17 protein-coding genes, 16 tRNA genes and 1 rRNA gene are annotated in these 19,841 nt (G+C 45.5%); 3 read left to right on the top strand and 31 right to left on the bottom strand.

Annotated features, from left to right (window positions below; translation table 11 throughout):
* Positions 1-20 precede the first annotated feature (20 nt).
* The gene (locus EDD67_RS12260; protein ID WP_121438703.1) at positions 21-938 is read left to right on the top strand and encodes a DMT family transporter; all 918 of its coding nucleotides are present in this window, start codon (positions 21-23) and stop codon (positions 936-938) included.
* An 87-nt stretch (positions 939-1,025) separates the two neighbouring features.
* Positions 1,026-2,375, top strand: a complete 1,350-nt coding sequence (locus EDD67_RS12255) for a sodium-dependent transporter (RefSeq protein ID WP_121438704.1) — start codon at positions 1,026-1,028, stop codon at positions 2,373-2,375.
* 498 nt (positions 2,376-2,873) lie between these two features.
* Here the strand turns inward: EDD67_RS12255 and EDD67_RS12250 are convergent, their stop codons facing one another.
* The 14 genes from EDD67_RS12250 to EDD67_RS12190 form a co-directional block, all read right to left on the bottom strand.
* Positions 2,874-3,497 carry a fumarylacetoacetate hydrolase family protein gene (locus tag EDD67_RS12250; protein ID WP_244922843.1) on the bottom strand — a complete coding sequence of 208 codons (624 nt, stop codon included), beginning with the start codon at positions 3,495-3,497 and terminating at the stop codon, positions 2,874-2,876.
* Between the two features lie 258 nt (positions 3,498-3,755).
* Positions 3,756-4,061, bottom strand: a complete 306-nt coding sequence (locus EDD67_RS12245; protein WP_277872100.1) for a redoxin domain-containing protein — start codon at positions 4,059-4,061, stop codon at positions 3,756-3,758.
* An 18-nt stretch (positions 4,062-4,079) separates the two neighbouring features.
* Positions 4,080-4,274, bottom strand: a complete 195-nt coding sequence (locus EDD67_RS12240) for a hypothetical protein (protein ID WP_121438706.1) — start codon at positions 4,272-4,274, stop codon at positions 4,080-4,082.
* A gap of 134 nt (positions 4,275-4,408) precedes the next feature.
* Positions 4,409-4,484, bottom strand: a tRNA-Ala gene (locus EDD67_RS12235).
* Between the two features lie 96 nt (positions 4,485-4,580).
* On the bottom strand, positions 4,581-4,739 hold the full coding sequence (locus tag EDD67_RS14015; protein WP_162843809.1) for a hypothetical protein: 159 nt from the start codon (positions 4,737-4,739) through the stop codon (positions 4,581-4,583).
* 72 nt (positions 4,740-4,811) lie between these two features.
* Positions 4,812-7,502 (bottom strand): cation-transporting P-type ATPase, encoded by a 2,691-nt coding sequence (locus tag EDD67_RS12230; protein ID WP_121438707.1) that lies wholly within the window; start codon positions 7,500-7,502, stop codon positions 4,812-4,814.
* A 138-nt stretch (positions 7,503-7,640) separates the two neighbouring features.
* Positions 7,641-8,999, bottom strand: coding sequence for a glucose-6-phosphate isomerase (locus EDD67_RS12225; protein ID WP_121438708.1), 1,359 nt, complete (start codon positions 8,997-8,999; stop codon positions 7,641-7,643).
* Between the two features lie 269 nt (positions 9,000-9,268).
* On the bottom strand, positions 9,269-9,685 hold the full coding sequence (gene yugI, locus EDD67_RS12220; RefSeq protein WP_121438709.1) for a S1 domain-containing post-transcriptional regulator GSP13: 417 nt from the start codon (positions 9,683-9,685) through the stop codon (positions 9,269-9,271).
* 89 nt (positions 9,686-9,774) lie between these two features.
* Entirely contained in the window at positions 9,775-10,977 is a 1,203-nt protein-coding gene (locus EDD67_RS12215) for an aminotransferase (RefSeq protein WP_121438710.1), read from the bottom strand.
* Positions 10,974-11,471: an Lrp/AsnC family transcriptional regulator gene (locus EDD67_RS12210; RefSeq protein ID WP_121438711.1), complete on the bottom strand. Its 498-nt coding sequence runs from the start codon at positions 11,469-11,471 to the stop codon at positions 10,974-10,976. Before EDD67_RS12210 ends, EDD67_RS12215 begins: the two co-directional genes overlap by 4 nt.
* 297 nt (positions 11,472-11,768) lie before the next feature.
* Positions 11,769-12,050, bottom strand: coding sequence for a ferredoxin family protein (locus EDD67_RS12205; RefSeq protein WP_093073210.1), 282 nt, complete (start codon positions 12,048-12,050; stop codon positions 11,769-11,771).
* A 1-nt stretch (position 12,051) separates the two neighbouring features.
* Positions 12,052-13,347 carry an FAD-dependent oxidoreductase gene (locus EDD67_RS12200; protein WP_121438712.1) on the bottom strand — a complete coding sequence of 432 codons (1,296 nt, stop codon included), beginning with the start codon at positions 13,345-13,347 and terminating at the stop codon, positions 12,052-12,054.
* Positions 13,340-14,368: an electron transfer flavoprotein subunit alpha/FixB family protein gene (locus EDD67_RS12195; RefSeq protein ID WP_121438713.1), complete on the bottom strand. Its 1,029-nt coding sequence runs from the start codon at positions 14,366-14,368 to the stop codon at positions 13,340-13,342. The genes EDD67_RS12200 and EDD67_RS12195 overlap by 8 nt, the downstream gene beginning before the upstream one ends.
* A complete protein-coding gene (locus EDD67_RS12190) occupies positions 14,365-15,195 on the bottom strand; it encodes an electron transfer flavoprotein subunit beta/FixA family protein (RefSeq protein WP_121438714.1) in 831 nt (276 codons plus the stop codon). The genes EDD67_RS12195 and EDD67_RS12190 overlap by 4 nt, the downstream gene beginning before the upstream one ends.
* A 578-nt stretch (positions 15,196-15,773) precedes the next feature.
* Here EDD67_RS12190 and EDD67_RS12185 point away from each other — a divergent pair.
* Positions 15,774-16,673, top strand: a complete 900-nt coding sequence (locus EDD67_RS12185) for a DUF6612 family protein (RefSeq protein ID WP_123875848.1) — start codon at positions 15,774-15,776, stop codon at positions 16,671-16,673.
* Positions 16,674-16,730: 57 nt separating this feature from the next.
* On the opposite strand, the gene EDD67_RS12180 is transcribed toward EDD67_RS12185, so the two are convergent.
* The 17 genes from EDD67_RS12180 to rrf all read right to left on the bottom strand — a co-directional run.
* A complete protein-coding gene (locus EDD67_RS12180) occupies positions 16,731-18,170 on the bottom strand; it encodes an NADP-dependent glyceraldehyde-3-phosphate dehydrogenase (RefSeq protein WP_121438716.1) in 1,440 nt (479 codons plus the stop codon).
* A gap of 257 nt (positions 18,171-18,427) precedes the next feature.
* A tRNA-Lys gene (locus tag EDD67_RS12175) sits at positions 18,428-18,503 on the bottom strand.
* A gap of 7 nt (positions 18,504-18,510) precedes the next feature.
* Positions 18,511-18,585 (bottom strand) — tRNA-Glu (locus tag EDD67_RS12170).
* Positions 18,586-18,588: 3 nt separating this feature from the next.
* Positions 18,589-18,663, bottom strand: a tRNA-Asn gene (locus EDD67_RS12165).
* Positions 18,664-18,666: 3 nt separating this feature from the next.
* Positions 18,667-18,743 (bottom strand) — tRNA-Ile (locus EDD67_RS12160).
* A gap of 10 nt (positions 18,744-18,753) precedes the next feature.
* Positions 18,754-18,827 (bottom strand) — tRNA-Gly (locus EDD67_RS12155).
* Positions 18,828-18,856: 29 nt separating this feature from the next.
* A tRNA-Arg gene (locus EDD67_RS12150) sits at positions 18,857-18,933 on the bottom strand.
* A gap of 7 nt (positions 18,934-18,940) precedes the next feature.
* Positions 18,941-19,015: transfer RNA gene (locus tag EDD67_RS12145), tRNA-Gly, on the bottom strand.
* 7 nt (positions 19,016-19,022) lie between these two features.
* A tRNA-Gln gene (locus tag EDD67_RS12140) sits at positions 19,023-19,097 on the bottom strand.
* A gap of 3 nt (positions 19,098-19,100) precedes the next feature.
* Positions 19,101-19,176: transfer RNA gene (locus EDD67_RS12135), tRNA-His, on the bottom strand.
* 12 nt (positions 19,177-19,188) lie between these two features.
* Positions 19,189-19,262, bottom strand: a tRNA-Trp gene (locus EDD67_RS12130).
* Between the two features lie 4 nt (positions 19,263-19,266).
* Positions 19,267-19,352, bottom strand: a tRNA-Tyr gene (locus EDD67_RS12125).
* A 31-nt stretch (positions 19,353-19,383) separates the two neighbouring features.
* Positions 19,384-19,459 (bottom strand) — tRNA-Asp (locus EDD67_RS12120).
* Positions 19,460-19,465: 6 nt separating this feature from the next.
* A tRNA-Ser gene (locus EDD67_RS12115) sits at positions 19,466-19,558 on the bottom strand.
* Positions 19,559-19,568: 10 nt separating this feature from the next.
* Positions 19,569-19,645 (bottom strand) — tRNA-Met (locus EDD67_RS12110).
* Positions 19,646-19,657: 12 nt separating this feature from the next.
* Positions 19,658-19,733: transfer RNA gene (locus EDD67_RS12105), tRNA-Ala, on the bottom strand.
* Between the two features lie 16 nt (positions 19,734-19,749).
* Positions 19,750-19,841, bottom strand: a 5S ribosomal RNA gene (gene rrf / locus EDD67_RS12100); the annotation flags it as partial.

Below are 19,841 nucleotides of genomic sequence, written 5' to 3'. Positions count from 1 at the left end.
ATAGAAAGGAAGCGTTTGACTTGTCACATCGATCCGCTTATTTCATGGTCGCGCTGGGGGCTGCACTCTGGGGGATCACGGGACTATTCGTCACGAATTTAAATACATACGGGTTTACTCCTTGGGAAGTTGTCGGTATTCGTCTTTCGTTCTCTGCTGTTTTGATTTTTCTGTATTTGTTTATTACAGACCGGCGCTTTTTATACATTCGCCTTCGCCACATACCGTTTACGATCGGAACCGGCATCATCAGCATCGCTTTTTTCAACTATTTCTTTTTCACGGTCATGCACGAAGCATCGATTTCCCTTTCTGTCGTTTTGCTTTACACTGGACCGGTGTTTGTCGCAATCATTTCCAGGATTACATTTAAAGAGCCTTTCACCGCGAACAAATTGATCGCCCTTGTGTTCATGATGACCGGAATTGCCTTTACCGTCGAATTCTTTCCGGCAGGGCAATTATCTGTCGGCTGGGATATCGTCATCTTCGGTATTCTGTCCGGTTTTTTCTATGCGCTCTACAGCATTTTCGGCAAATATATCAGTAAAAGCTACCATACATTAACAATCACAGCTTATTCCATGCTGTTTGGTGCCCTTTTTTTACTGCCGACCAGCCGGCTGTGGGAGAAATCTGCACTTTTCGCTGAACCAGGTGTACTGTTAAACGGTTTCGGCTTAGCGTTATTTGCTACTGTGATGGCTTATGCGCTCTATACCTTGGGCTTGACATACGTTGAATCGAGCCGCGCAGCGATTTTGTCCACAGTCGAACCGGTCGTAGCTATTCTTGTCGGTGTGCTTATTTTTGCGGAATCATTAACATTTTGGCAAGTTTTAGGCTTTGCACTCGTTCTTTTATCCGTGAAATATACAGTCAAACCAGCTTCTGCTAAAATTTCGACAAATCTGCTCGAATTTTCACGAAAAAATTAAAATTCACTGACAAATCCATTTATGAGTGTGTTATAGTTTTACTTGTCTAAATTTTTGCTACACCAACGCATTAAAGGAGGAAAATTTGTGAGTGCACTAAACAATCAACGCGAACAATGGGGATCAAGGCTCGGCTTCATTTTAGCAGCCATGGGATCTGCCGTCGGATTAGGCAATATCTGGCGCTTTTCGTATGTAACTGGAGAAATGGGCGGCGGAGCATTCCTGATCATTTATCTCGCCTGTATATTGTTGATCGGCCTGCCGATTTTAATGGCCGAGTTTACAATTGGAAAACGGGCGCAAAAGGATGTTGTCGGAGCATTTCAAGATCTTGCCCCAGGTAAACCGTATGTATTAGCCGGTTTTCTCGGCGTAGCGTCAGCATTTATTATTTTATCTTTTTACGGAGTGATCGGCGGCTGGTCGATCCATTATTTTGTGCAATACCTTGGCGGCGGCCCGGCAGTTGATGCGGCCGGCGGTTATGCTGACTATTTCGGCGGATTTATTTCCCAGCCGCTCGCACCGCTTTTCTGGCAGTTTCTGTTTATGGCGCTGACGATCGGGATCGTATACAGCGGCGTGAAAAAAGGCATTGAAAAATGGAACAAGATTCTTATGCCGGGACTCGCTGTTCTTGTTATTCTGCTCGCGGGGTACAGCTTAACACTCGGCGGGGCGGCAGAAGCCATGAACTTCATGTTCAGCCCGGATTGGAGCGCTTTTGGCAATCCGCAAGTTTATCTAGCAGCAATGGGACAGGCATTCTTTTCCCTGTCACTCGGCATGGGGGCATTAATAACATACGGCAGCTACCTGTCGCAAAAAGAGAAGCTCCCGGGAGCTGCAGCGAGCGTCGTAACACTCGACACCGTTTTTGCACTGATCGCCGGTATTATGATCTTCCCTGCTGTTTTTGCATTCGGCATTGATCCGGCAGACGGTCCCGGGCTGGTTTTCATCACGCTTCCGGGCATTTTTGAAAGTCTGAATTTCGGCATCATTTTCGGCTTGCTGTTCTTCTTTTTACTTGTTGCAGCAGCAATCTCTTCCAGTGTCTCTCTTTTAGAAGTTGCAACAGCTTACTTCATGCGCAGGTTTGCATGGAGCCGGCAAAAAGCAGCCTTAATCGTCGGCGGTCTGATCTTTTTAATCGGTGTACCTTCATCGCTTGGGAACGGTATTCTTTCCGGCGTGACCATTGCCGGCAATGATATTCTCGATTCGATGGACTTTTTGGCTTCTAATATCTTTTTGCCGCTCGGCGGTATGATTATCGCCCTCTTTATCGGCTGGGGCTGGAAAAAAGCAGATGCGCTTGACGCCTCTGACTTCGGTGATACGATTTGGGGGAATTTTTGGCTGTACGTCCTTCGATACTTTGCACCAATAGCAATCTTCATCGTGTTCTTAAACTCGATCGGGTTATTTTAAATCCAATAAAAACGCTCTGCAGATACACTGCAGAGCGTTTTAGATTGTTGATAAAGTCATGACATCGATAGATGTCATATTATAAGGAACGGATGACTGCGCATCGTCCGGCTTCTTTCACCTGAAGGTATCACTGCGACATCGGCTCAAAAAGACTTCGCCGTGTCTTACTAGTCCGCGGGCGAGCGCCGAGCCGCTTCGGGCTTGGCCCTGCAGGGTCTCGTCTGTCTCGCTATCCCGCAGGAAAAAGCCGGGATGCTGGGTCATCCTCCTTCTTTGAATCGAGTGTATTCATAATAAAGAAAGCCACGCATCCACTCCTCCGACGCCTCCGGGAAAGCAAGAGACGAAGATCCGGATTCGGCGGTCTGATACCGCCGAATCCTAGCTGAGTCCTTGCCCGGGGCAAGCGGAGGGTAGTAGCTGCGTAGCTTACGTCAAAATAATAATTTGTCTACAATCTGAAACGCTCTGCAGATACACTGCAGAGCGTTTTATTTATACTAATGCAACTGTCAGCGAGCCGAGTTCTTCACCGTTCCATAATAAGCGCAGATGATCGCCGTGTTTTACCGGTCCAACCCCTTCAGGCGTTCCTGTGAAAATGAGATCTCCTGCGCCTAACCCTAGCCGCTGTTGGCAATGCACCAATATATCATCCAATTTATAAACCATGTCTTTCGGATCGCCGATTTGCGCAATTTCTCCGTTTATTTCGAGGCTGAATTCCGAGCTGTTCATCACGTTTTCGCCGGGAAACGGGAAAAAATCCGTTACGGCAGCTGAATTGGGAAATCCTTTCGATGTCAGCCACGGATGTCCTTCTTGACGAAGTTTATTCTGCTCATCGCGCAACGTGAAATCAATTCCTAAGCCCATTGCTGCAATACAAGACTCTGCTCCGGCCGCTGCATCGTATTCCGAGCTCAATTGAATAATGATTTCCGCTTCGTAATCCACTGCTCCTTTGTCGTTAGGAAGGGGGATGTGACAGGCGTCAGCTTTAATAAGCGAGTGCGTCGGTTTGGAGAAAATCAGCGGTTCTTCGGGAACGGTGCTCCCAAGTTCTTCTGCATGTTTAGTATAATTTTTTCCTACACAATAAATGTTTTTAACGTCCATCATTCCACCAGCCTTTAATACTTTTTTTCATCTTACACTACAGCACGGTCAATATCCATAAGATAAAAAAAAGAAGCCATCCATCCACTCCTCCGACGCCTCCGGGAAAGCAAGCGACGAAGATCCGGATTCGGCGGTCTCGGGCCGCCGAATACTAGCTGAGTCCTTGCCCGGGGCAAGCGGAGGGTAGTGGATTCATGGCTGACATCAAAATATAGTTTGTCTGCAGTCTGAAAACCGCAATTTAGCGGTGCTCTTTTATTGCATATTTTCTAACGTTTCAATGACCTCTTCCGAATTGTCACCGACGAGATAATCGATTTCCTCAGCGATTTTCCCTGTATCGGCATTCACTGCAACATAACCACGATAAATCATTTCCTCGTCCATATCGATAAACCCCGTGTCAGCTCCCATTTCTCCGTCTGAATCTGTCAAAATGTCAAACGGCAAATCATTTTGCTCGCGAAGCTGGGCATGACCTGTCGGATCTGCCGGACTTATCCCGTAAACATCATAGCCCATATCTTGAATTTCTTCCACATCTCCACTCAGCTGAACCAGCTGATCAATACAAAGCTGTCAATTCGTCCCCGTAAAATAAAGGTACAAGGCGTTTTCATTTTCTTCAAATATCTCCGTTTCCTCTCCCGCTGTATTCACCAGTGTGTAATTGTATTCCGAAGGGTCGTATTCCCCTGTTTGTTCATTGTTTGATCCGCACGCAACAAGACCGAGAACGAGTGCAGAGAAACCTGCCGTTAACTGTTTTTTCAAATGAAGAACCTCCTCGTATATGCATCCCACTCAACAGAATATCACGATCTCCGAATATTGGAAAGGCAGGCGAACTAAAAAACGATCCAGCTTCTGGCTTCGGCCAAAAACCGGATCGTTGATCACAAAAAAATTGGTGGAGCATAGCGGGCTCGAACCGCTGACCTCAACACTGCCAGTGTTGCGCTCTCCCAGCTGAGCTAATGCCCCAAAACAGACTTCTTATTAATGCGTGTATCGGGTGACTCACAATTTAATATTATAGCGATTGAAAGGAGAATACGCAACCTTATACGACAAATTTTTTCAAAAAATGATAAAGAGAATATACCAAAACACCCCTGCTGTTACTCCCGTTATCAAACCGGCAAATACATTTTCCTTCAGGATTTTTTTATGTTTAATCCCATCGAATATTATCCAGCCGAGAAAAATCGTCACGGCAAAAATAAAGGCCTGAACCATAAAATTTTCCCCCTCCCATTGACCAATCTTATCACGAAAAACCGCCCGAAGTAACATTCGGGCGGTCAGACATTACGAAATATTGTTGCGGCCGTTAATAATCCGGCGCGTGATCGTTTTTTCAATTTCAATCAAGATGAAGGCAGCAATTCCCATGAGAATCGGAATAATCCAAAACTCAATTCCAAGCGGTTCCGTTTCAAATGCTGTATTCATAAACGGAACGTACAAGATCGACAGCTGCAGCAAGATTAAAATACCTGAAACGATAAAGGCAACTTTATTTTTAAAGAAATTGCGGTTGAACGCATAACCGATTTCGTTTCGTGTATTATAAAGGTGGAACATTTGCATCATAACGATCGTGTGGAGCACGACGGTATTCATCATGCTTTCGGAATAATTGCCGCCATCCATCAGCATCATGCTGAGCGCCAAAGTTCCGCCCCCGATTAGAAGCGACACAAAGACGATCCGGAAGATATAATACGGCGTCAAAAGCGGTGTTTTCACATTGCGAGGCGGCCTCTGCATTGCCCCCTCTTCCAGCGGCTCAAACGCCAGTGCCATCGAAACGGTAATCGCGATGACCATATTCACCCAAAGAATTTGAATCGGGGTGAGCGGCATCGTCGTGCCAAGCAGGATACTCGCCATAATCACAAACGCTTGCGCTCCGTTTGTCGGCAGAATAAACAGTATCGTTTTCTTCAAGTTCGCATACACACGGCGGCCTTCTTCGACCGCTCCGACAATCGTTTCAAAGTTATCATCAACTAATACCATTTGCGAAGATTCTTTCGCCACTTCTGTCCCTTTGATTCCCATCGCGACGCCAATGTCCGCCCGTTTAAGCGCAGGCGCATCATTGACACCGTCGCCTGTCATCGCTGATATTTGTTCATTTGCTTGCAGCGCTTCAACAATCCGGAGTTTATTGTCGGGACTTGTACGAGCAAAAACATCATACTCCATAATCGCCTCTGACAGTTCTTCATCAGACATCTTGTCAATCTCAATGCCTTCCAGCCCGCGTTCGCCGTCACCGATACCCATTTGCTTACCGATCGCTACAGCGGTATCTTTATGGTCTCCTGTGATCATTTTCACGGAAATACCGGCTTTTTTACATTCTTCAACGGCGAGAATCGCCTCTTCCCGCGGCGGATCAATAATACCGGTCAGGCCGATAAATTGAACGCCGTCTTCTAAGTCTTCATGGTCAATTTCTGTCTTGGAAGCATCAACTTTTTTATACCCGGCGCTTAAGACACGCTCCCCTTTCGTTGTTCGTGTCTTCATTTGTTTTTCCCAATAATCGCGGTCAAATCCGTTCTCACCGTTTGCTGCCATGTCAAACAAACGGTCTGGAGCCCCTTTGATATAAATAACTTTTTCGCCTTCATCCTCAACGAGAACAGCCATATATTTGTAAGCAGAATCAAACGGGATTTTTGACTGCACTTCAAGCTTTGGAATATCGGCGTCTGCTTTTTCTGCCAGAGTTAACAGACAGCCTTCAGTCGGCTCGCCGTTAATTTTCCATTGGCCGTCTTCTTCTTGTTTTAACGAGGCATCATTACATGTCTTCATCGCAGTCAAAAGCGTTTTTAAGTCCGGATGCTCATTCACATTTACCTTTTCATCATCAGACTTAATGTCCCCGTTCGGCGCATAGCCTGTTCCCGTAACTTCATACTCATCATTTCTTGTCATAACGGCTGTGACGGTCATTTCGTTTTTCGTTAACGTTCCCGTTTTGTCAGAATTAATCACCGACACAGCACCGAGCGTTTCGACCGAAGGAAGGTTGCGAACGATCGATTTACGTTTCGCCATATTTTGCACACCGAGTGCGAGTATAATCGAGATAATCGCCGGAAGACCTTCCGGAATCGACGCTACCGCTAAGCCGATAATCGACATCAGCAACTCAATCGCTCCGTAGTCGCGGACGAAGAAACCGAACGCATAAATAAATATCGAAGCAATAACGATGAACACGGCAACTTGTTTGCCGAACTTGTCTGTTTGCTTCATCAGCGGCGTTTTCAGTTCTTCAACTTCCGCAATCGATTCATTGATTTTTCCGATTTCCGTTTTTTCCGCCGTTGCTGTGACAACACCGACACCTGTTCCGGATGTAATCGACGTTCCGGAAAAAGCAATATTGACACGATCGCCCAGCACTGTATCTTCATCCAATGTTTCTGTATCCTTGTCAGCCGATGTTGATTCACCGGTTAACGCCGCCTCTTCCGCTTTTAAATTGTCTGCCTGGATAAGCCTCATATCAGCCGGGATTTTATCTCCTGCAGCCAAGTAAACAATATCGCCAAGCACGACATCACCGGCATCAATCGTTTCTTTTTCTCCGTTTCGCAGAACTGTCGCTTCTGCAGAAAGCATATTTTTAATACCTTCAAGCGCTTTCTCCGCTTTACTTTCCTGCATGAAACCGACAGTTGCATTAATTACTGCTACGAGCAAAATGACTGCTGTATCGATGTAATGCCCTAAAGCAAAAGTGATCACAGCTGCAGCCAATAAAATATAAATCAGCACATCGTGAAAGTGTTTAAAATATTTGATAATTGCTGATTCATCTTCTTTTTCCGGCAGTTCATTTTTTCCGTAATTTTCGAGGCGTTTGGCCGCCTCATCTTTTGACAGTCCGTTTTTCGTATCAGACTGAAATGCTTCGACGACATCGTCGTCGTTCATCGCATGCCAGTTTTTTTGCTCTTCAGGAAGCTGCGACATCTGAAAAATCCCTCCAATTAATCTCTTGCTTGCTCACACCTTAAGTATTTACGGAAATCTTCGCTTTTAAACGTGAAAACATGTGAAGAATTTTTGAAAACGCCGGTCCCTTTTAAGGAACCGGCGTGTTTGCTTCGTTTATTCTTCTTTCAGCCTTGCTTCAAGCGCTTGTTTTTCAGCTTCAAATCCCGGTTTCCCGAGCAGCGCAAACATGTTCTTTTTATACGCTTCAACACCCGGCTGATCGAATGGATTGACTCCCAGCAAGTAACCGCTGACAGCGCATGCCTTTTCAAAGAAATACATTAAGTAACCGAAATGATAGGCTGACAGTTCAGGAATTTCAATCACAAGATTCGGAACACCGCCGTCAATATGAGCCAACAGCGTACCTTCGTAAGCCTTGTCATTGACAAACTGCATCGTTTGACCTTGCAAATAATTCAATCCGTCTAAATCTTCCGGATCTTCGCCGATTTTGATTTCTTCTGATACCCGGCCGACATGAAGAACCGTCTCTAACAGATCGCGCCGGCCGTCTTGAACATATTGACCGAGGGAGTGTAAATCAGTGGAAAAGTCCGCCGCAGCCGGAAAAATCCCTTTGCCGTCTTTACCTTCGCTTTCTCCAAACAGCTGTTTCCACCACTCATTAACGTAATGAAGACCGGGTTCATAATTAACAAGAAGTTCCGTCGTTTTACCTTTGTTATAAAGCGCATTTCTGACGGCCGCATATTGATAGGCCGCGTTTTTTTGCAGGTCCGGTTCACTGTAGTCCGTACGGGCATCGGCTGCTCCGTTCATCATCGCACGGATGTCAATGCCTGTTGCGGCGATCGGCAAAAGACCGACAGCTGTTAAGATTGAAAAACGTCCGCCGACGTCATCCGGAATGATGAATGACTCATAGCCTTGTTCATTCGCTAATGTTTTCAGCGCCCCTTTCTCTTTATCAGTGGTCGCATAAATGCGCTTTCTCGCTTCTTCAGCTCCGTATTTGTTTTCAAGCCATTCACGGAATATCCGAAAAGCAATCGCCGGCTCTGTTGTCGTTCCCGATTTTGATATGACATTTACAGAGACATCTTTTCCTTCGATGATCTCAAGCAAATGAGCAGCGTAAGTTGAGCTGATATTGTGACCGACATAAAATACTTGCGGAGCTTGCCGTTTTTCTTGCGGAAGCTCATTGTAAAACGTGTGGGTCAAAGCTTCAATCGCCGCGCGTGCGCCGAGATACGAACCGCCGATACCAATCACAATAAGAACATCTGAGTCAGATTGAATTTTTTGCGCCGCTTTCTGGATACGGGCAAACTCTTCTTGGTCGTAATTAACCGGAAGGTCCATCCATCCAAGGAAGTCATTACCTGGTCCGCTCTTTTCATGCAATGCATCATGAGCCTGCTGAACCGCTCCTTGTAAATAGTCGACCTCATGTTCAGATAAGAAACTTGCCGCTTTGGAATAATCGAACGTTATTTTCTCTGTCATTTAATAATTCCTCCTAATTTTCTGCTGTTTTAACTTTAATAAAAGGTTGTTTCCACTGCAAGGACAAAAAGCTTGAATACAGTCGGTCGTTTAAGCTTTATCTTTTCAAAGGGCAACGACTTTTATTAACTGAGTAGATTTCTGCCCGGGTTTCGAACGCAGATATGTCTATTATCGCCGAAAATTATCATAAAAACAAGAAAACGGGGCAATCTGTCAATAGATTGCCCCGTTTTCCAATCGTATCGATAAGGAAAAAGAAGAAAATTTTACTTTTTGATGCGTTTGTTAAGATCGGCTTGGATTTCGTTTGACTGTTTAAGCCAGTCTTTCAGCTTATCTTCCAACGTGTTAAACCCTTGTGAAGCCTCTTTTTGTTGAGGCTTTCCGCCGCCGCCGCGGTTTTGACCGCTGCTCTGCGGACGTTCTTGGCGCTCTGGCTTTTCTTGCGTTTCTTTAATTGAAAGCGAAATTTTACCGGACTCTTCGTCAACAGACAAAACTTTCACTTTAATTTGATCTCCTACAGATAGAACCTCATTGATATCTTTTACATATCCGTGAGCAATATGAGAAATGTGCACAAGTCCTTGCTTTTTTTCATCCAATGCGACAAAGGCGCCAAAAGGTTTAATTCCTGTTACTTTTCCTTCAACGATACTTCCGACTTCGTATTGACCTGCCATGAAAACAACTCCTAAATATTTATTAACTCCGTTATTATAACACAGCGCAGCTGAATTCACAAAGATCTATTTGAAAATTTTTCTCCCGCTTATCTGCTTTCAACATCTCCAGAAAGGTATTTAGCAACAAACCGTCCGATTCTTTCCGTTGCTTCTTCCAGCTGAGCCATCGAGGCCGCATAAGAACAACGCACATGACCCTCGCCGCCTTCACCGAACACACTCCCGGGGACAACCGCGACACGTTCTTCGATCAGCAGTTTCTCAGCGAACTCGGCAGAAGTGAGTCCGGTTTTTTTTATCGATGGGAACGCATAAAAGGCCCCGCCCGGCGTATGACATTCCAGTCCGCTTTCCTTCAAGGATTCGACGAAATAGTTGCGCCGTTGCCGGTAACTGATGATCATTTCTTCCATGACGTCTTTTCCGTTTTCCAGCGCCTCCAAAGCTGCATATTGAGCCATCGTTGACGCACACATCATTCCGTATTGATGAATTTTCAGCATCGCCTCGGTATAAATTGGCGGGGCGCAGACGTAACCGATTCGCCAGCCTGTCATCGCAAACGATTTAGAAAATCCGGAGATTAAAATCGTCCGTTCATGCATCCCCGGTAAAATCGGCACACTTTGATGATCACAGTCATACGAGAGCTCTGCATAAATTTCATCAGAAATCACAATTAAGTCGTGGTCGATACAAACTTCAGCGACGCGCTGCATCGTTTCGTTATCCATGACCGCGCCCGTCGGATTGTTGGGAAAAGAGAGCATAACTGCTTTTGTTTTATCAGTGACTTTTTCAGCGAGCAAATCAGGCTCTACCATAAAATCCGCTTCAATCGACGTCGGTACAGACACCGGCGTCCCGCCGGCGAGCGACACAAGCGGAGCATAACTGACAAAGCAAGGTTCAACAACCAATACTTCGTCGCCGGGGTCAACAATCGACCTGAGCGCTAAGTCAATCCCTTCACTTGCCCCGACTGTGACAACAACTTCGTTTCCCGCATCGTATTCCAGCTGAAAACGTTCAAGCAAGTATCGGCTGATCGACTTTCGCAGTTCGGGCAGGCCGGCATTAGCTGTATAAGCTGTCAGCCCGCGCTCGAGCGAATGAATACTTGCTTCCCGGACATTCCACGGTGTGCTGTAATCCGGCTCGCCTACACCGAGCGAAATAATGTTATCCATCGAAGCGGCCAAATCAAAAAAACGCCTGATGCCCGAAGGTTCAATACTGTTCACCGCTTGCGAAAGTTTCGGCTGATGAGTTGTGTTTGCAGTCTTCACGGCGATACCACCATTCTCGGATCTTGGTCGTCTTCATCAACAAAAATGAAGCCGTCATGTTTATATCGTTTCAATTGAAAATGAGTCGTTGTCGAAATGACCGATTCCAGTGTCGACAGTTTTTCAGATACGAACCTGGCGATTTCTGACATCGATTCACCTTCAATCACGACAGATAAATCGTACGTACCAGACATCAAATAGAGCGCTTTCACTTCGTGATAACGATAAATTCGCTCTGCCACTTCATCAAATCCGCGCCCTCGCGTAGGCGTCACTTTTACATCTATCGCCGCCGTTACCGGCTCTGCTTTTTCCGTTTTAGACCAATCAACCAAAGCTGAATAACCGAGAATAACGTTGTCTTTTTCAAGGCAGCGCAGCCGCTTTGTGACTTCATCCGCCGGAAGGGCAATCATTTTTGCCAACTGATCTTCAGAAAGCCTCCCTTGCTCTTCGACAATAGAAAGCAATTCAACATCTTTCTCATCCATTAAGCATTCCTCCACTTTTCACAAACATTCATGGTCTTTAATTCTACATGACAAACAGCCGTTAGGCTAGGCTGAATCTGTACTTTATCAAAATTTTCAATTTTTTTCACTGAAACGAACGGCTAACTATAATTTTCGTAAATATCTTTACTCTCACGGCTTTCTTCGCTATAATAACACTGTGTAAATAGTGCTAACATCACTTTGCCAATCTTCACACACCACCCATTGTTCCCGAATGTTGTTCGGGTATGTAAAAGACCTCAGAAGTAGCTAACATCTTCTGAGGTCGTTTTTTTATGCCATTCGGAATACAATCCCGTGTCCGCCTTTTGGATAATGCCATTCAATGTTGTCATTTGGACAGCCGATCCGGCAGCTCCCGCATTCGTGACACCCTTCGAAGCCGACAAACATCCGATCGCCTTCCCACCTGTACACGTCTGCCGGACAAAAAACTGTACAGTCTTTGCCTGGACATTGGGTTGCACAAACTTGATGGTCTTTAATGATCAAATGCGATTCTGTGTCGCAGTTAAAACGGACGAGATACTGTTTATCTTCGAGCGTTTTTGCCATCTTACTTCACCGCCTTCCATGCTTTGTACATATCTTTGACCAAGCCTGTTTTCCCGCGGCCGGCTGTCACTTTCGCAGCAATCTTCTTCTGCTTTTCCCATTTCGGCGTGCCGTCGACGGTGAAGAATGTATTCATCGCTTGGTTCATCATCGGCACATATTCTTCGAAATACTGCGGATTCTCTTCGAACGTATGAGCAGCATCGCGGTACTTCTTCAAGTCTTTTCCGATAAAACTGTCATAGATGTCTGTTCTGTATGAATCCAGCGCCGCTTCAGAAAAATCGTTCAACTCTTTTGCTTTTATTACCGTTTCGGCTGCTAATTTCCCTGATTTCATTGCCATGTTCGACCCTTCTTGGTGGATCGCATTGACGAATTGTCCGGCATCGCCGACAACAATCACGCCGTCACCAACCAGCTTCGGCACGGCATCAAACCCGCCTTCAGGAATCAGATGCGCCAAATATTCCTGCGATTCCGATCCTTCTAAATACGGTGCAATCATCGGGTGTGCTTTTAATTCCTCTAGGAGATCATGCGGCTTCATTTTTCTTTCAATCATCCCTGAAAGCGTCGTTCCGACACCGATATTAACACTGTCTTTATTCGTGTAGAGAAAGGATGTTCCAAGCGCCCCTTTCGTTGCTTCCCCGAAAATCTCGACGGAAACCCCTTCGTTTTCACCGACATTAAAACGTTCATTAACTGTCTTTTTATCGAGCTTTAATACTTCCATCACCGAGAGCGCCACTTCTTGCGGCTTCCATTCTTTGTGAAAACCGAGGTTTTTCGCCAGCAAGGAGTTGACTCCGTCAGCCAGGACAACAACATCCGCATAGACATCTCCGTCCGGGCGGTCTGTGCGCACGCCGATCACTTTTCCGTCCTCGACAATACACTCTGTTACTACTGTTTCATTGATTAACAAAGCTCCTTGTTGAACAGCTTTTTGCGCAAACCATTTATCGAACTTCGCGCGAAGAACGGTGAAGCTGTTATAAGGTTCTTCTGCCCAGCTTTTATCTTTATAGCTCGTTGTAACCATCGATTCTTTATCAAGAAACCAAAACCGCTGTTCAACAACCGGGCGTTCAAGCGGAGCTTCTTGCCAAAATTCAGGGATGATTTCTTCCAGCTGTTTTCGATATAAAATACCGCCCATGACATTCTTAGCACCAGGGAACTCCCCGCGCTCGATTAAAAGCACTTTCAATCCTTCTTTCGCCGCTGTATACGCAGCTGCCGAACCGGCGGGACCGGCACCGACAATGATCATATCAAATTTTTCAGCCATTTGTCGTCACCCCTTCTTTATCCAGCGCTTTCTTAAGCTCAGCGGTCAATTTCGGTACAATCTCAAATGCATCGGCAACGATCCCGTAGTGTGCAACGTTAAAAATCGCAGCTTCCGGGTCGTTATTAATGGCAATAATCACATCGGAATTTTGCATTCCGACGGTATGCTGAACGGCACCTGAAACCCCAATCACAATATAAAGCTTCGGTGTCACCGTCACACCTGTCTGACCGACTTGATGTGCATGGCCGATTAAGCCGGCTTCAACAACGTCCCGGCTAGCGCCAAGGTCCGCATTGAGCGTATCGGCCAATTCTTTAACCATTGCCATTCCTTTTTCATCTTTTATCCCCTTGCCCGCAGTGACAATAATATCAGATTCTTCCAAGTTCACGGACTTTTTCGCCGATTTTACAATATCGATAATTTTCGTCTGCAAATCTTCTTCTTTTAAGCCGAGACCTTCTTCGATAATTTTTCCCGTGCGCGAAAAATCTGCTTCCGGTTTTTTCATCACTTTCGGACGGACGGTGGCCATTTGCGGGCGGTGTTTTTTACACAAGATCGTCGCCATAATATTGCCGCCAAAAGCCGGACGGCTCGCTTCGAATAAACGTTTTTCCAAGTTGATGTCAAGCATCGTTGTATCCGCAGTAAGACCGGTCATCACTTCTGTTGCAACAGCGCTCGCTAAATCTTTGCCGTTTGATGTTGCACCGTAAATGAATATCTCCGGTTTGTATTTGCGCACAAGATCGCCGACAGCCTTCATATACGTTTCTGTTCGATAGTTTTCCAAAACCGGATCATCAATGACATAAACAATGTCGGCTCCGTATGCATAAAGATCCTCGGCTGAATTTTTTACATTGTTCCCTAGTAAAACACCGCAGAGATTGACTTCTAATTTATCTGCAAGTTCTCTTCCGGCCCCGAGAAGTTCCAAGCCTACATCGAAAATTTCTCCTTCGCGCTGCTCGATAAATACCCAGACATCTTTGTATTCTTCAATACTCATGCGCCATCCCCGCCTTTCACAGCCAAAAGCTCTTGCGTATCGTTCATCACTTCAAGAAGCCGCGACACTTGCTCATCCGTCGATCCTTCAATCATTTCTGCTCCAGAACTTTTTTCCGGCGGCCACATCGTCCCGACAATCGTCGGCGATCCTTTAAGACCGAGCTGTTTAATATCGACATCTTCCAAATCATCAACCGACCAGACATACGGTTCATAACGGGCTGCCCGAAGCATATTCGGCAAGGGTGCGTATTCCACTTCGTTGATCGTTTTTTCAACCGTCAACAGGCAAGGAAGCGGAGATTCGATTACTTCATGGCCCTCTTCTATTTTGCGATGAACACGAATCAGCTTATTGTCCGTATCAACACTTTCAACATTGATCACATTCGTCAAAGGAGGCATCCCCATACGGCGGGCAATTCCCGGTCCGACTTGACCCGTATCCCCGTCAATTGCGTGCTTTCCGCACAGTACAAGGTCGATCCCCTGCTCTTTTTCCAGTTTCTCGATCGCTTTATAAAGGGCATAGCTTGTTGCCAATGTATCTGCACCGGCAAATTTTTTATCGGAAATCAAATAGCCTTCATCCGCGCCGATTTCAACACATTTACGAATCGCATTCGCTGCCTGCGGCGGCCCCATCGATAATACAATCACCTTGCCTCCGTGCTTCTGTTTCAATCGCACAGCTTCTTGAACGGCGTGTGCATCGTACGGATTTAAAATCGCCGGCGCACTCGATCGGTCCAGCGTATTTGTTTTCGGGTTAACTTTAATGACTTTTGTGTCAGGAACTTGCTTAATGCTGACAAGTATATTCATCCTGTCCCCCACCCTCTTTCATTGTTTTTAGTTCTGGTTCTGTTTGTGATGACGACATTACTGAAGTTTCATGCTTCCCCAGGGCATTTGAAGACCGTTGGAAATTGCCGGTCTGCTCCAGCATGTTCAAGCATTCACGTAAAAAGCCGTCGCAGATCTGTTGACTTTTATATGTTTGCCTTCAATGATACTCCCCTTTCTAATGAACTCAAACGAATTCAGACGGATTTCCACCCGCTTGTTTGATTGTAAACTTTATTCGTAAAATTGTTAGAAAGCGTTTTCCTTAACTCTTTTATATCAAAAATCCCCCCCCTCAACAAGCTGATTTAGCGGATTTCACTAAAAAGTCAAACATTTCAAACATCGCTATTTAATTACTTTTTAAACAGTGTTTGCATTAGTAAATTGACAGCACGGTTTGAAACGAATTTTCTGTTATTTTATACCGAAAGTTTAACGCAGTCGCGTCGTAAAGCATGAGCGCTTCCAGAAATATATTGGCTTAAATAACCGTATTCATGTAAAATATAACTGTTATATATAGAGAGAAAGACAAGTAACAGGGGGCAATAACTTTGAAAAAGTATTACACTATGGGGTTAACCGGTTTAACAGTTATCACTCTCGCTGCGTGCAACAATGACGTTACTGACAGCGGGGAAGATCCGGAAGAAATTCTCAACCAGTCAATGGAAGCGATGGACAATTTGGACTCCTACGGAATTGATATGGCTACATCACAATCGATTTCCACAGAAGGAGAAGACGAAGCTGACGATGGCGAGTTCGGCATTGAAACAACGACAGAAATGGACATGACATTAGATCCGCTGTCGTTCTCACAAACAATGACAATGAATCTGCCGGAAATGGAAGATGAAGCAAATGAAGAAACCGATGAAATGACGTATTTATCCTATTTTCATGAAGACGAAGGTTTTTTTATGGAAGACAGTACAACGGACACATGGTTTCAATTGGAAGACGATATGATGGAAGATTATTTGATGATAACCGATCAGCAAGTTTCACCTGATGATCAGCTTCAAGTTCTTGAGGATCACATTTCCGACATTTCCATGGATGAATCAGACAGTGCCTATGTTATTACATTAGAGACCGAAGAGATGAACATGCAAGAGTTAATGGAAGATTTGGACGGCATGGGTATGGACGGCATGGACGGTATGGATGAAATGTTTACAGAAATGTTCGAGGAAACCGACATCGAATCGATGAATTTTCAAGTGTCGATTGATAAAGATACGTATTATCAAACAGAATCTTTAGTGGAACTGTCAATGAAGATGGATATGATGGGACAGTCTATTCAAACCAGTCAGGAAAACACAATTATGTACCGGGACTTTGATGAAATTGACGAAATAGAAATTCCGCAAGACGTAATTGATTCAGCAGAACAAACAGACAGCGATATACTTAACGAAGATCTTGACGAAGATTTAACTCCTTAACATTAAAAGCGGCTTCCTCGATTTAAGAGGAAGCCGCTTTTGTTTCATAATAATCTATTACAGATTCAAAACTAGCACTTTATCGCGCAGCATTGAATCGATGCTTCGTCCGATTCCCTGAACACCTTGACCGGAATTTTTCACACCAAGAAACGGAAAGTGGTCAGGTCCGCGGGATGTTTTACCATTTACCTGAACTGTGCCTACATTTAATCGATCAGCAATCGTAAAGGCATTTTCCAGGTTCTTTGTAAAGATGCTCGCCTGTAAGCCGTATTCATTTCGTTTTTCCAAATCAATCGCTTCGAGCTCATTTTCAACACGCATTATCGGCAAAACAGGTCCAAACTGCTCTTCCCAAGCTACGCGCATATCTTCTGTGACATGATCTAAAACAACTGGAGAGAGCAGATTATCTTGATGTTCTCCGCTCGTAACAACTGTTGCACCTTTGTTAACAGCATCTTCAACAAGAGAAGTTACATAGTCCGCTGATTTTTGGTCAATCATCGGAATAATATCTGCTCCTTCTGTTGATTTACCGACTTTCATATTGTTGACAATCTCTTTAATTTTTTCAGTCAATTCATCTGCGACAGCTGTTGTCGCCATAACTCTTTTAATAGCTGTACAGCGCTGACCGGAATAACTGAAAGCTCCTCCGACAATCTCTTTTGCCGATAAATCTAAATCAGCATCTTCAAGCACAATTGCCGGATCTTTACCGCCCAGTTCCAATACAACCGGGATCATCGACGCTTTTTTGGCGATGTTTTTACCTGTTCCCGTTCCGCCGGTAAACGTGATCATATCAATTTTCGGATGAGTCACAACAAAATCGCCGATAACGGACCCTCTGCCTGTGACAATATTCAATACACCTTTTGGAAGCCCTGCCTTCACTAAAGCTTCTACCATAAGAATACCGCTGATTGCGCCTTGTGTAGCTGGTTTGAAAACAACTGTGTTTCCAGTAATTAAAGCCGGGGCAATTTTTGAAGCTGCGAGATTAACAGGGTAATTAAACGGCGCAATCGCAAGCACTACACCGTGCGGCACTTTTTGCACCATTGCTTTTGTTGAGCGTGAAGCACCCGGAAACGCATCGCCTTGAATAAAGCTTCCGTGTGTGCGCAGGCCTTCCTCGGCTGTATGACGAATCAATTCTGCTGTTCGTTTAACTTCTGATTTTGCAGAGGAAAGAGTTTTTCCTACTTCTTTATGAATGCTCATACCAATTTCATCTGTCATTTTTTCCAGCTCCTCAGCCCAGCGATGCAATAATTCAGACCGTACATGTCCGTCTTTTGACGCCCAGTTTTCTTGAACATCAGAAGCGGATTCCACAGCCGCATCGACTTCGTTTTGCGACATTGCCGGAACAGATCCTACACTTGCATTATCGTCAGGCGATTTTATTTCTACGACATCGCCGCTCTCACTATCTTTCCATTCATTATTTAACAAATATTGGTGCGTATATCTTTGTTGTTCCAAACTCACATCAAACACTCCGTTTCATTTTAAATATTCGAATAATTTACCTTATTCTTAATAGATGGATAGTGATAATTAAAACATGTGAAAACTCTTACAAACAAACGATATGCACTAATTATAACTTTCAGATTCTAATCGAACAATAAAGGACCATTATTTTTACATTAAATTACAATTATGATCTGTGATTCATACTTGATCAATTACAGCAATAATAAAAAAACTTCCTGAACCGAGGAAGTTTAAAGTCGATTTGGTGAGCCATGGAGGATTCGAACCTCCGACCCTCTGATTAAAAGTCAGATGCTCTGCCAGCTGAGCTAATGGCTCTTTATATTGGTGACCCCTACGGGATTCGAACCCGTGTCGCCGCCGTGAAAGGGCGGTGTCTTAACCACTTGACCAAGGGGCCGTATGGCTCCACAGGTAGGATTCGAACCTACGACAACTCGGTTAACAGCCGAGCGCTCTACCACTGAGCTACTGTGGAATATGGTGGGCCTGAGTGGACTTGAACCACCGACCTCACGCTTATCAGGCGTGCGCTCTGACCGACTGAGCTACAGGCCCATATGAACTATGGAGCGGGTGATGGGAATCGAACCCACGACATCAGCTTGGAAGGCTGAGGTTTTACCACTAAACTACACCCGCATTCTATCAAAGTAAAAATGACATAAAAATGGCCCGCCCGAGAGGATTCGAACCTCTAACCTTCTGATTCGTAGTCAGATGCTCTATCCAATTGAGCTACGGGCGGATATCACTGGAGCGGAAAACGGGATTCGAACCCGCGACCCCCACCTTGGCAAGGTGGTGCTCTACCGCTGAGCTATTTCCGCATATAAATGGCAGGGCTAGCAGGATTCGAACCTGCGAATCACGGAATCAAAATCCGATGCCTTACCGCTTGGCTATAGCCCTAAGTGGGGCGACTGATGGGGTTTGAACCCATGCATGCCGGAATCACAATCCGGTGCGTTAACCACTTCGCCACAGCCGCCATAAAAATAATTGGCAGGGGTAGTAGGAATCGAACCCACATCAAAGGTTTTGGAGACCTTCGTTTTGCCATTAAACTATACCCCTAAAATGGTGGAGGGGGAGGGACTCGAACCCCCGAACTCTGAGAGAGCGGATTTACAGTCCGCCGCGTTTGGCCAACTTCGCTACCCCTCCAAAATCATTCAGTTGCTTGTTTTAAAAGAAATGGCGGTCCCGACGGGAATCGAACCCGCGATCTCCTGCGTGACAGGCAGGCATGTTAACCGCTACACCACGGGACCAAAATATGGCGGAGGAGGAGGGATTCGAACCCCCGCGGGCCGCAAAGCCCCTGGCGGTTTTCAAGACCGCTCCCTTCAGCCGAACTTGGGTACTCCTCCGAATAAAATATGGTAGCGGCGGAGGGAATCGAACCCCCGACCTCACGGGTATGAACCGTACGCTCTAGCCAGCTGAGCTACGCCGCCGTATAAATAAAATGGTGGAGCCTAGCGGGATCGAACCGCTGACCTCCTGCGTGCAAAGCAGGCGCTCTCCCAGCTGAGCTAAGGCCCCATATTTGAATAAAAAAGCCCAGCGACGTCCTACTTTCACAGGGGGAGAGCCCCCGACTATCATCGGCGCTGGAGAGCTTAACTTCCGTGTTCGGCATGGGAACGGGTG

The organism is Salisediminibacterium halotolerans (assembly GCF_003814815.1).
Lineage (GTDB): Bacteria > Bacillota > Bacilli > Bacillales > Salisediminibacteriaceae > Salisediminibacterium > Salisediminibacterium halotolerans.
Note: the sequence above shows the minus strand (reverse complement) of the source record. Positions and strands in the feature narration are given on the sequence as shown.